General features: G+C 69.6%; 14 protein-coding genes. 9 read left to right on the top strand and 5 right to left on the bottom strand.

Features of this window, described 5'->3' with window-relative positions:
* Nucleotides 1-81: 81 nt before the first annotated feature.
* Nucleotides 82-441 (top strand): hypothetical protein, encoded by a 360-nt coding sequence (locus OIE75_RS14045; protein ID WP_329471095.1) that lies wholly within the window; start codon nt 82-84, stop codon nt 439-441.
* Nucleotides 442-455: 14 nt separating this feature from the next.
* On the opposite strand, the gene OIE75_RS14040 is transcribed toward OIE75_RS14045, so the two are convergent.
* Together OIE75_RS14040 and OIE75_RS14035 are read right to left on the bottom strand one after the other, a co-directional pair.
* Nucleotides 456-1,043: a nicotinamidase gene (locus OIE75_RS14040; RefSeq protein ID WP_125493660.1), complete on the bottom strand. Its 588-nt coding sequence runs from the start codon at nt 1,041-1,043 to the stop codon at nt 456-458.
* A gap of 86 nt (nt 1,044-1,129) precedes the next feature.
* Nucleotides 1,130-2,479: a nicotinate phosphoribosyltransferase gene (locus OIE75_RS14035; RefSeq protein WP_307012487.1), complete on the bottom strand. Its 1,350-nt coding sequence runs from the start codon at nt 2,477-2,479 to the stop codon at nt 1,130-1,132.
* A gap of 109 nt (nt 2,480-2,588) precedes the next feature.
* On the opposite strand from OIE75_RS14035, the gene clpS reads away from it, so the two are divergent.
* The 7 genes from clpS (at nt 2,589) to OIE75_RS14000 (ending at nt 7,490) form a co-directional block, all read left to right on the top strand.
* Complete coding sequence (gene clpS, locus OIE75_RS14030; protein ID WP_307012486.1) at nt 2,589-2,906, top strand: ATP-dependent Clp protease adapter ClpS; 318 nt, start codon at nt 2,589-2,591, stop codon at nt 2,904-2,906.
* Between the two features lie 41 nt (nt 2,907-2,947).
* Entirely contained in the window at nt 2,948-3,556 is a 609-nt protein-coding gene (locus tag OIE75_RS14025; RefSeq protein ID WP_307012484.1) for a DUF2017 domain-containing protein, read from the top strand.
* A 370-nt stretch (nt 3,557-3,926) separates the two neighbouring features.
* Entirely contained in the window at nt 3,927-5,354 is a 1,428-nt protein-coding gene (locus OIE75_RS14020) for an amino acid permease (RefSeq protein WP_307012483.1), read from the top strand.
* A gap of 195 nt (nt 5,355-5,549) precedes the next feature.
* Entirely contained in the window at nt 5,550-5,972 is a 423-nt protein-coding gene (locus tag OIE75_RS14015; RefSeq protein ID WP_122619851.1) for a Mov34/MPN/PAD-1 family protein, read from the top strand.
* Nucleotides 5,973-6,051: 79 nt separating this feature from the next.
* The gene (locus tag OIE75_RS14010; protein ID WP_019065921.1) at nt 6,052-6,147 is read left to right on the top strand and encodes a putative leader peptide; all 96 of its coding nucleotides are present in this window, start codon (nt 6,052-6,054) and stop codon (nt 6,145-6,147) included.
* 108 nt (nt 6,148-6,255) lie between these two features.
* Entirely contained in the window at nt 6,256-6,534 is a 279-nt protein-coding gene (locus OIE75_RS14005; protein WP_122619852.1) for a MoaD/ThiS family protein, read from the top strand.
* Between the two features lie 5 nt (nt 6,535-6,539).
* Complete coding sequence (locus OIE75_RS14000) at nt 6,540-7,490, top strand: PLP-dependent cysteine synthase family protein (protein WP_307012481.1); 951 nt, start codon at nt 6,540-6,542, stop codon at nt 7,488-7,490.
* Nucleotides 7,491-7,504: 14 nt separating this feature from the next.
* On the opposite strand, the gene OIE75_RS13995 is transcribed toward OIE75_RS14000, so the two are convergent.
* On the bottom strand, nt 7,505-7,969 hold the full coding sequence (locus tag OIE75_RS13995; protein ID WP_122619854.1) for a type II toxin-antitoxin system PemK/MazF family toxin: 465 nt from the start codon (nt 7,967-7,969) through the stop codon (nt 7,505-7,507).
* Nucleotides 7,970-8,172: 203 nt separating this feature from the next.
* On the opposite strand from OIE75_RS13995, the gene OIE75_RS13990 reads away from it, so the two are divergent.
* Complete coding sequence (locus OIE75_RS13990) at nt 8,173-8,925, top strand: MBL fold metallo-hydrolase (RefSeq protein ID WP_307012479.1); 753 nt, start codon at nt 8,173-8,175, stop codon at nt 8,923-8,925.
* Nucleotides 8,926-9,001: 76 nt separating this feature from the next.
* Here the strand turns inward: OIE75_RS13990 and OIE75_RS13985 are convergent, their stop codons facing one another.
* Nucleotides 9,002-10,252 (bottom strand): PTS transporter subunit EIIC, encoded by a 1,251-nt coding sequence (locus tag OIE75_RS13985; protein ID WP_329471094.1) that lies wholly within the window; start codon nt 10,250-10,252, stop codon nt 9,002-9,004.
* A 227-nt stretch (nt 10,253-10,479) separates the two neighbouring features.
* The gene (locus OIE75_RS13980; protein ID WP_307012476.1) at nt 10,480-11,775 is read right to left on the bottom strand and encodes a PTS transporter subunit EIIC; all 1,296 of its coding nucleotides are present in this window, start codon (nt 11,773-11,775) and stop codon (nt 10,480-10,482) included.
* Nucleotides 11,776-11,816 lie beyond the last annotated feature (41 nt).

The raw sequence follows: 11,816 nt of genomic DNA, 5'->3' as shown, positions 1-11,816 counted from the left end.
TTTAGGTGCGTCCTGTGGTTCTCTTATTGACACCGGGTCCGACGCCCGGACCGACGCCGGCTGACACGGGGGTATGACCGCATGGCCGCAGGAGGCTTCTGCAAGCTGCCGAACGGCACGGTGGTGGTGGCACTGAACCTGCCCAGCCCCGCCCGCCCGGAGGGCAGCCTGCGCTTTCTCATCCACGCCCGCAACCGGGCGCGCGCCCTGACCAGGCTGCGCAACCTGGGACTGCGTGCGGTCTACCTGCGGGGCAACGCGGCCCCGCCGACCCCGGACGAGATCACCGCGGTCCTGCACCACCCGGACGGCCTGATATGGCGCACGGCGCCGGTCGCCGGGGTGGCGGGCGGCCCGGACCTGGTCCAGGAGCTGTGGCACCCGATCCGCGCCCTGCTCGGACGCCCGACGGCCCAGACCCAGACCCAGACCCAGACCTAGAGCCGACCGGCCGACTACTGCACGACCGGCTTCCCGGACAGCTCCACGCCCGCCTCCAGCAGCTCCTCCAGAGCCCGCTCGGTGGTCGCCTGGGCCACGCCGGCGGTCAGGTCGAGCAGCACCTGGGTGCGGAAGCCCTCGCGGGCCGCGTCCAGGGCGGTGGCCCGCACGCAGTGGTCGGTGGCGATGCCCACCACGTCGACCTCGTCGATCTCCCGGGCCCGCAGCCACTCGGCGAGCGGCGTGCCGTTCTCGTCGGCGCCCTCGAAGCCGCTGTAGGCCGCCGAGTACGCCCCCTTGTCGAAGACGGCGTCTATGGCGCCGGAGGCGACGGCCGGCGCGAAGTTCGGATGGAAGCCGACTCCCTCGGTGCCGGCGACGCAGTGCGCCGGCCAGGAGTGGACGTAGTCGGGGTTGTCGGCGAAGTGGCCGCCCGGCGCGATGTGGTGGTCGCGGGTGGCCACGACGTGGCGGTAGCCGGCGGGCGCCTGCCCGATCAGCTCGGTGATGGCGGCGGCCACGTCGGCACCGCCGGACACCGCGAGGCTGCCCCCCTCGCAGAAGTCGTTCTGCACGTCTACGACGATCAAGGCGCGGCGCATGGTCGGTGTCCTTCGACTGGGTCGATTGGTCGATTGTGAGGTCGGTGGGAACGGGCGGTGCGGGGGCCTGGCGGTCCGTACCAGCTTTAGTTACCCGAGCCCTCGTGCGCGTACTCCGTCGGAATGACTGGTTCCCCTCGGGAGAGCTGCGTGGCGGAGAGCGGCAGCCCGGCGCGCGCGGCCGCGTGCCGGTCCCGGGCGGCGTCCAGCGGCTCGCGGGCGACCACCTCACCGCCCTTGACCAGCTCGACCAGGAGCTGCCGGTCGGCGAGGTCCGCGGGCACCGGCCCGGTGCCGATGACCTCGGCCTCCGCGTGGCCGTCGGCGTCCAGGCGCCGGGCGGCCCACTTGCGTCCGCCGATCGACGTCTTGCCGCCGCTGGACTTCTTGGCCACCGGCACCAGCGGCGCGCCGTCGCCGGCGCCGCCGGACTCGCGGGCGACCAGCTTGTAGACCATCGAGGCCGTCGGGTGCCCGGACCCGGTCACCAGCTGGGTGCCGACCCCGTACGCGTCCACGGGCGCCGCCGCCAGCGAGGCGATGGCGTACTCGTCCAGGTCCGAGGTCACGACGATCTTCGTCCGGGTGGCGCCCAGCTCGTCCAGCTGCTGGCGCACCCGGTGCGCGACCAGCAGCAGGTCGCCGGAGTCGATGCGCACGGCGCCCAGCTCGGGCCCGGCGACCTCCACCGCCGTGCGGACGGCCTCGGCGACGTCGTAGGTGTCCACCAGGAGCGTGGTGTCCCGGCCGAGGGCGTCGACCTGGGCCCGGAAGGCGTCGCGCTCCCTGTCGTGCAGCAGGGTGAAGGCGTGCGCCGAGGTGCCGACGGTGGGGATGTTGTAGCGGAAGCCGGCCGCCAGGTCGGAGGTGGTGGCGAAGCCGCCGACGTAGGCGGAGCGGGCGGCGGCGACCGCGGCCAGCTCGTGGGTGCGGCGGGCGCCCATCTCGATCAGCGGGCGGTCCCCGGCGGCCGAGGACATCCGGGAGGCGGCGGCGGCGATCGCCGAGTCGTGGTTCAGGATGGAGAGGATCACCGTCTCCAGCAGCACGCACTCGCCGAAGGTCCCCTCGACCCGCATGATCGGCGAGCCGGGGAAGTACACCTCGCCCTCGGGGTAGCCCCAGATGTCGCCGCTGAAGCGGTACTGGGCGAGCCAGTCCAGGGTCTGCTCGTCGACGATGTCCTTCTCGCGCAGGAAGCTCAGCACGTCCGCGTCGAAGCGGAAGTTCTCCACCGCGTCCAGCACCCGCCCGGTGCCCGCCACGACGCCGTAGCGGCGCCCGTCCGGCAGCCGGCGGGTGAAGACCTCGAACACGCTCCGCCGCCCGGCGGTGCCCGCCTTCAGGGCGGCCCGCAACATGGTCAGCTCGTACTGGTCGGTGAAGAGCGCCGTGGAGGGAACGTCGACCGGCAGCCCAAGGTCCGCTGTGTTCATACGACGGATCGTACCCCCATTTCGTCACTCTGACGATTTCGATGCCCGCCCGGTTCGCGTGGCGCCCGCCACAGGCCCGTTTGTGCGGGTGCCCCCCTGTGGTGGCAGCATGGGCCCTGTGACGGCAGCCGCACCCATGGAGATCGAGAAGACCGAGTCGGCGGAGGAGGTCTTCGCCGTACCCGAGCCCGACGTGCCCTGGGTGACGATCGTGCACAACGACCCCGTCAACCTCATGAGCTACGTGACGTACGTCTTCCAGTCGTACTTCGGCTACTCCAAGGACAAGGCCACCAAGCTGATGATGGATGTCCACCACAAGGGCCGGGCGGTCGTCTCCGTCGGCTCGCGCGAGGAGATGGAGCGGGACGTCCAGGCCATGCACGGCTACGGCCTGTGGGCCACCCTCCAGCAGGACCGGAAATGACCCTCGCCCGCCCGCAGGACGGAAGTAGCTGAATCGCCGCCATGTCAGGACAGTTCGAACCGCTCCCCGGCGGCGGCGCGGCCGTCGCCCTCGACGACGTCGAGATCTCCATCATCCGCTCGCTGGCCGTGCAGCTCCTGGAGCTGATCGGCCCCGGCCCCGCCGAGGACGCCTCCGACGACCCGCTCGCCGAGCTGTTCGCCGAGGGTCCGAGCGAGCCGCCGTCCGACCCGGTGCTGCGCCGCCTGTTCCCGGACGCCTACGGTGACCCGGAGGGCACCCCGCAGGCCCGGGAGGCCGAGGAGCAGCGGGCGTCCTCCGCCGAGTTCCGCCGGTACACCGAGAACGACCTGCGGGCCGGCAAGCGGGAGACCGCGCTCGCCGTGATCCGCGCGCTGGACGCCGTGGCCTCCCGGTCGGCCGGCAAGGACGCGGCGGTGCTGAAGCTGTCGGCGGAGGAGTCCCGGCAGTGGCTGGGAGCCCTGAACGACCTGCGCCTCGCGATCGGCTCCCGGCTGGAGATCACCGACGAGGACGACACCGACCTGCTCTACCGGCTCCCGGACGAGGACCCGCGCAAGCCGATGGTGATGGCGTACCTGTGGCTCGGTGGGCTGCAGGAGTCGCTCGTCGCGACCCTCATGCCCTGACCGCGGACCTGTGCCCGGAAGGTGTCGGTTCGTTCACCCTTCGTGTCCGCTCAGCGGAGCCTCAAATCCGGATAACGATCACCCCAAAAGCGCGCCCTTTTTTGCACCTCCAGTTCGCCATGTGTCCTCTTTTGTCTGTGTGACGCGTCACAGTCGGCCCCTGTGATCAGCTCCGCGGTCGTGGTAAATCTTCACGACCGCCCGGCGAACACCACCCGAATGTTCGGCCGGGTGCGCCACCGAGCCGGCGACCGCCGGCCAGGCACCGAGCGGGATGTGAGGCCCGCTCAGCTCCATCATCCGGGGGGATCGCGACCCGATCCGAGACCGTCCAAAGGTCCGGATCGGCATGGAGAAAGGCGCATCACACATGACCTCTGCGCAGGTCGACACGGAGAAGGCACCGGAAGAGGGCTACGAGCGCGGACTCAACAGCCGCCAGGTCCAGATGATCGCGATCGGCGGCGCCATCGGCGTCGGTCTCTTCCTGGGCGCCGGTGCGAACATCGCCAAGGCCGGCCCCAGCATCATCCTCATGTACGCCCTCGCGGGCGTGATCATCTTCTTCATCATGCGGGCGCTCGGCGAGCTCCTGCTCTACCGTCCCGTCTCCGGCTCCTTCGCCGAGTACTCGCGCGAGTTCCTCGGCCCCTTCTTCGGTTACTTCACCGGCTGGACGTACTGGCTGATGTGGGTGGTCACCGGCATGGCGGAACTCACCGCCGCCGCCATCTACATCCATTACTGGTTCCCCGAGATCCCGCAGTGGGTCTCCGCCCTGGTCTTCCTGGTCCTGCTCTTCGGGGCCAACCTCATCTCGGTGAAACTCTTCGGCGAGATCGAGTTCTGGTTCTCGATGGTCAAGGTCACCGCCATCATCGGCATGATCGTGATCGGCCTCGGCGTGCTCACCCTCGGCTTCAGCCAGGCCGGCGACACCGCCGCCGTCTCCAACCTGTGGGCCTTCGACGGCTTCTTCCCCAAGGGCATCGGCTCGTCCCTGATGACCCTTCAGGGCGTCATGTTCGCCTACCTCGCCGTCGAGCTGGTCGGCGTCACCGCCGGCGAGTCCGAGAACCCGGAGAAGACCCTCCCCAAGGCGATCAACACCCTGCCCTGGCGCATCGCGCTCTTCTACGTCGGCGCCCTCACCGTCATCCTGGCGGTGGTCAAGTGGACCGAGTTCGCCGAGGGCGTCAGCCCCTTCGTGGAGGCGTTCACCGTCATCGGCATCCCGGCCGGCGCCGGCATCGTCAACTTCGTCGTGCTGACCGCCGCCCTGTCCTCCTGCAACTCCGGCATGTACTCCACGGGCCGCATGCTGCGCACCCTGGCGGACAACGGCGAGGCCCCCAAGGTCTTCAGCCGGCTGTCGTCGACCAAGACCCCGGCGTTCGGCATCGCGGTCTCCGTCGTCTTCATGGGCATCGGCGTGGTGCTGAACTACGTCGTCCCGGAGAAGGCCTTCGGCTACGTCACCTCCGTCGCCACCGCGGCCGGCATCTGGACCTGGCTGATGATCCTCATCAGTCACGTCCTGTACCGCCGCAAGGTCGTCGCGGGCCGCCTGCCCGCCTCCTCCTTCCCGGCCCCGGGCGGCTCCGTCTGCTCCTACATCGCCATCGCCTTCCTCCTCTTCGTCACCTGCCTCATCGCCTACGACGCCGACGCCCGCGTCTGTCTGTACGTGATGGCCGGCTGGGCCGCCGCCCTCGGCATCGGCTGGGCCGTGCTCAAGAGCCGCAACCCGCAGATCGCCGAGCGGCACGGCGAGCCGGAGCTGGAGAAACTCGGCTGACCTGCGCGTTCGCGCGCTTCGCGGACATCCGGCCGCACGGGGTGCTCGTGGCACCCGGCACGGCCACCGCTCAGGATGTCCGGCATACGAGCCGGTCCGTACCACCCCTCGGTACGGATCGGCCCGCCCGTCTCCCGCCACCACCCTGCCTGACGCGCTACGCGCGGCCCCTTTCACTCTGCTTATCCTGGCCGCATGCTGACCATCACCCAGGCCCTGTACGACCAGATCGTCGCCCACGCGCGCGAGGACCACCCCGACGAGGCGTGCGGCGTGGTGGCCGGTCCCGAGGGCGAGGGCCGCCCCGAGCGGTTCATCCCGATGCTGAACGCGGCCCGCTCACCCACCTTCTACGAGTTCGACTCGCAGGACCTGCTCAAGCTCTACCGCGAGATGGACGACCGCGACGAGGAGCCGGCGGTCATCTACCACTCGCACACCGCCACCGAGGCCTACCCCTCCCGCACCGACATCAGCTACGCCAACGAGCCCGGCGCGCACTACGTCCTGGTCTCCACGGCGGACGCCGACGGCGCCGGCGACTTCCAGTTCCGTTCCTTCCGGATCGTGGCGGGAGAGGTCACGGAGGAGGAGGTCAAGGTGGTGGAGGCCTACTGATATCGCATGGCGGACGAAAATCGTCCACGATGCGATATCACACTCCGGAAGCCGGACCGGGAATCGATACGATGAGCCCATGGTTCTTCTCGACGTGAGCGACAAAGCGCCGGGCACGCTGCTCGTGGCGCGGCTGCACGTCGACCTGTGCAGGCTGAACAGCGCCATCTGTTGATCTTCCGCCGCCGCCGTACGGCCCTGTGGCCGTGCGCCGCGGCGTGCCGACGTGTGCCGCCGCGTGCCCTCCGAACCCACCACGAACTTCCGACAGGAGCCCTCAGCCATGGCCATCGAGGTCCGCATCCCGACCATCCTCCGCCAGTACACCGACGGTCAGAAGGCGGTGGAGGGCAACGGGGACACCCTCGCCAAGCTCTTCGCCGACCTCGAGACCCGGCACACGGGCATCCAGGCGCGCATCGTGGACGGCGAGCAGCTCCGCCGCTTCGTCAACGTCTACCTGAACGACGAGGACGTCCGCTTCCTGGACGGCATCGACACGAAGCTCAGCGACGGCGACAGCATCACGATCCTGCCGGCCGTCGCCGGCGGTATGGCCTGATCGGGATGCGGTACGACTCCCCGCTGGCAGCGGTGGGCAACACCCCCCTGGTGCGCCTGCCGCGGCTCTCGCCGTCCGACGACGTCCGCATCTGGGCCAAGCTGGAGGACCGCAACCCGACCGGCTCCATCAAGGACCGCCCCGCCCTGCACATGATCGAGCAGGCGGAGAAGGACGGCCGCCTCACCGCGGGCTGCACGATCCTGGAGCCGACCAGCGGGAACACCGGCATCTCCCTGGCCATGGCGGCCAGGCTCAAGGGCTACCGCATCGTCTGCGTGATGCCCGAGAACACCTCGCAGGAGCGACGGGACCTGCTCACCATGTGGGGCGCGGAGATCATCTCCTCGCCGGCCGCGGGCGGCTCCAACACCGCGGTACGGGTCGCCAAGGAACTCTCGGCCGAGCACCCGGACTGGGTGATGCTCTACCAGTACGGCAACCCGGACAATGCGGGCGCCCACTACGCCGGCACCGGTCCCGAGATCCTGGCCGACCTCCCGTCCGTCACCCACTTCGTGGCCGGCCTCGGCACCACCGGCACCCTCATGGGCGTCGGCCGCTACCTGCGCGAGCACAAGCCGGACGTCAGGATCGTCGCCGCCGAGCCGCGCTACGACGACCTGGTCTACGGGCTGCGCAACCTCGACGAGGGCTTCGTACCCGAGCTGTACGACGCCTCCGTGCTCACCACCCGCTTCTCGGTGGGCTCCGCCGACGCGGTCACCCGCACCCGGGAACTCCTCCAGCAGGAGGGCATCTTCGCGGGCGTCTCCACCGGCGCCGCGCTGCACGCCGCGATCGGCGTGGGCAACAAGGCGGTGAAGGCCGGCGAGAGCGCGGACATCGTGTTCGTCGTCGCCGACGGCGGCTGGAAGTACCTCTCCACCGGCGTCTACACGGCGGCCACCACCGAAGCGGCCATCGAGACCCTCCAGGGCCAGCTCTGGGCCTGACCGCCGGCTGAGGCCTACTGCGCGAGGTGACGGACCTGGTCCCACAGGACCGGGTCCACCACACCCACCCGGCGCCGGAAGTCGCCCACGGGCACCTCACGCAGCTCGTCGGTCTCCAGGAAGCTCGTCCGGCCCCGGGCGTCCCCGACGGAGCCCGGCGGCAACGTGATCACCCCGGTCCGCCCGTCCCGGTGCCGCGTGGTGATCTTCGCGACCAGTACCCGCCGCCCCCGCACCGAGATCACCAGGCACGGCCGGTCCTTGGCACCGGCGGTGTCCTCGTACGGCACGTTCGCCCACCAGATCTCCGCGGGCCGCGGACGCGTGGACCGGGCCCGGGGACCCGTGGGGCGTCCCGGCGGCCGCCGGCTGCCGCCCGGCCGGGGAGGGCGACGCCCGCGGCCCCAGCCGTCGACGACCGTGGCGACGGCTGCGAGCAGGACCACCGCCGCGAGGGCGAGCCACCAGGACGTGTGCATACCGAGACGGTACCGGCGCGCACTCTCCACGCGCGCCCCTTCAGTGCCTCCACGCGCCCCGGTTCCAGCCGAACCGGTGACACCGCAGGTGAGTTCGCCCACAACGCACCCTGGTGGAGGAGCGACCCGGGGTTTTGCGCCTTACGCTCGACGAACCGCACGACCCCCGTCTCTCCATACGCGCCAGCGGAGGTTTCTGCTTCATGAAGCTCACCGTCGTCGGCTGCTCGGGGTCGTTCCCGTCCGCGGAATCGGCCTGCTCGAGCTACCTCGTCGAGGCCGACGGCTTCCGGCTGCTCCTCGACATGGGCAACGGTGCCCTCGGCGAGCTGCAGCGCCACTGCGGTCTCTACGACCTCGACGCGATCTTCCTCAGCCACCTGCACTCCGACCACTGCATCGACATGTGCGCCTACTTCGTGGCGCGCTACTACCGGCACGAAGGCGGCCGCTGCGCCCCGCTCCCGGTCTACGGACCCGAGGGCACCGAGCACCGGCTCACCACCGCCTACGCCGACACCCCCTCGGCCTCGTCCATGAGCGAGGTGTTCGACTTCCACACGGTCAAGCCGTCGACCTTCGAGATCGGCCCCTTCACCGTGCACACCGAGCGGGTCGCCCACCCCGTGGAGGCCTACGCCATCCGCGTCGAGCACGGCGGCCGCTCGCTCACCTACTCCGGCGACACGGGTGTCACCCCCGTGCTGGACGAACTCGCCCGGGACACCGACCTGTTCCTGTGCGAGGCCGCCTTCACGCACGGCAAGGAGAGCATCCCCGACCTGCACCTCAACGGCCGCGAGGCGGGCGAGACCGCCGCCCGCGCCGGCGCCCGCCGCCTGGTGCTCACCCACATCCCCCCGTGGACCGACCCCCGGATCAACCTGGCCGACGCGCGCGAGGTCTACGACGGAGCGGTGGAGGTCGCGGCGACGGGTGCGGTGTACGAGGTCTAGCCCCGCCCGCGGACGTACGCGAAGGCCCCGGAACCTGCCCGGTTCCGGGGCCTTCGTCATGCCGTACGGCGGGGACTCACGCCTTCGTGAGGTCCTCGACCTCCTCCTCGGGCTCGCGGCCCGGGGTCTTCAGGTCGAACTTGACGATCGCGAAGCGGAACGTCACGTAGTAGATCGCCGCGAACACCAGACCGATCGGGATGATCAGCCATGGCTTGGTCGCCAGATGCCAGTTCAGGGCGTAGTCGATGGCACCGGCCGAGAAGTTGAAGCCCGCGTGCACACCCAGGCCCCAGGTGACCGCCATGGATATCGCGGTGAGCACCGCGTGCAGCACGTACAGGACCGGCGCGATGAACATGAACGAGAACTCGATCGGCTCGGTCACACCCGTGACGAACGAGGTCAGCGCCAGCGAGACCATCATGCCGAGGACGGCCTTGCGGCGCTCCGGGCGGGCCGTGTGCGCGATGGCGATGGCGGCGGCCGGCAGGCCGAACATCATGATCGGGAAGAAGCCCGACTGGAAGATGCCGGCGGACGGGTCACCGGCCAGGAAGCGGGTGATGTCGCCGTGCACGACCTCACCGGCGGAGTTGGTGAAGTCGCCGAGCTGGAACCAGGCCACGGTGTTCACGAACTGGTGCATGCCGACCGGGATCAGCGCCCGGTTCACGCCGCCGAACAGGGCCGCGCCGCCCGAGCCGAGGCCCGTCATCCACTCGCCGAAGTTGGAGATGCCGGTGCCGATGGGCTCCCAGACCAGACCGAAGAAGACACCGACCACGATGCCGACGAAGGCCATGATGATCGGCACCAGCCGGCGCCCGTTGAAGAAGCCGAGCCAGTCCACCAGCCTGGTGCGGTGGAACCGCTGCCACAGCACGGCGGCGAGCAGACCCATGATGATGCCGCCGAGCACCCCCGGGTCGTTGTACGTCGCGGCGATGTCCTCGCCCTTCTTGACCACCGCCTCGGTGACCGGGAAGGCCTCGAGGACCTTGCTGTAGACGAGGAAGCCGACCACCGCGGCCAGGGCCGTCGAGCCGTCCGCCTTCTTGGCGAAACCGATGGCCACGCCTATGCAGAACAGGATCGGAAGCGATCCGGTCAGGGCACCGCCGGCGTTGTTGAAGACCGCGGCGACGCGGTCCCAGCCGAGGCCGTCCTTGCCGAAGATGTCGTCCTGGCCGAGCCGGACCATGATGCCCGCCGCCGGCAGCACGGCGATCGGGAGCTGCAGGCTGCGGCCGACCTTCTGCAGACCCTGGAAAAGACCAGATCCCCGCTTCTTTGCGGGGGCCGCCTTGTCGGTGGCGGTGCTCATACTTCCTCCATCGGGTGGTGGTCTACACCACTCAGTGGTGTAGACCTGTTGTAGCACGATGAAGGCCGCGTAAGGAACCCACGATTCCGCTACCGGAGCGCTACGCGCAGTGCCGGATCAAGTCCCCAGTTCAGACCCGTGCGAGGGCGTGCCGAAGGCCCCCGGACCGGGCGGTCCGGGGGCCTTCGGGAGACCACGTGCAAAGAGTACGTGAGGGTGCGTGAGGTCTACACCTTCGTGACGTCCTCCACCTCGTCCTCGGGCTCACGGCCCGGGGTCTTGAGGTCGAACTTTGTGATCGCGAACCGGAAGACCACGTAGTACACCAGCGCGAAGCACAGCCCGATCGGGATGATCAGCCACGGCCTCGTCGCCAGGTTCCAGTTGATGACGTAGTCGATCAGCCCCGCCGAGAAGCTGAACCCGTCCTTCACACCCAGCGCCCACGTCACCGCCATCGACACACCCGTCAGCACCGCGTGCACCGCGTACAGCACCGGCGCGATGAAGAGGAACGAGTACTCCAGCGGCTCCGTGATCCCCGTCACGAACGACGTCAGCCCCACCGACAGCATCAGACCCCCGACCTCCTTGCGCCGGTGCGGCTTCGCGCAGTGCGTGATCGCCAGCGCCGCCGCCGGCAGCGCGAACATCATGATCGGGAAGAAGCCCGTGGTGAACTGGCCCGCCGTCGGATCGCCCGCCAGGAACATGTTGATGTCGCCGTGCACCACCGTGCCGTCGGGCTTGGTGTACGAGCCGAACTGGAACCACATCGGCACGTTCAGGAACTGGTGCAGGCCGATCACCAGCAACGCCCGGTTCGCGACCCCGAAGATGCCCGAACCCCACGCGCCCAGTCCGTTCAGCCAGTCGCTGAAGCTCTCCAGCGCGCCACCGATCGGCGGCCACACCCACAGGCACAGTGCCGCGAACGCGATCGCCACGAACGCCATGATGATCGGCACCAGCCGGCGCCCGTTGAAGAAGCCGAGCCAGTCCACCAGCTTCGTACGGTGGAAGCGCTGCCAGAAATAGGCCGTCAGCAGCCCCATCACGATGCCGCCGAAGACCCCCGGGTTCTGGAAGGTGAACGCGGTCACCGTCTCCGACCCGTCCGTCAGCCGGCACCCGATCTGCGGGATGGCCTCCGACCCCTCCGGACAGTCCTCCGGGAACTGCCGCAGCACGTTGAAGTAGACGAGGAACCCCGCCACCGCCGCCAGCGCCGTCGAACCGTCCGCCTTCTTCGCCATCCCGATGGCCACGCCCACACAGAACAGCAGCGGCAGCCCCAGCGAACCGTCGAGCAGCGCGCCGCCCGCGCCGGTCATCACCTTCGAGACGTTCGACCAGCCAAGACCGTCGTCCCCGAAGACATCCGGCTGTCCGAGCCGGTTGAGAATGCCGGCGGCGGGCAGGACCGCGATGGGCAACTGAAGACTGCGTCCCATCTTCTGCAGGCCCTGGAACGCCTTGTTCCAACGCGCGCGCCCCGGGCTGACCGCGTTGTCGGCACTCATCCGGTCTCCATCCGGTCGCCGGTACACTGGTGTAGACCAGT

Origin of the sequence: Streptomyces sp. NBC_01723 (assembly GCF_036246005.1) — a bacterium.
Taxonomy (GTDB): domain Bacteria; phylum Actinomycetota; class Actinomycetes; order Streptomycetales; family Streptomycetaceae; genus Streptomyces.
Note: the sequence above shows the minus strand (reverse complement) of the source record. Positions and strands in the feature narration are given on the sequence as shown.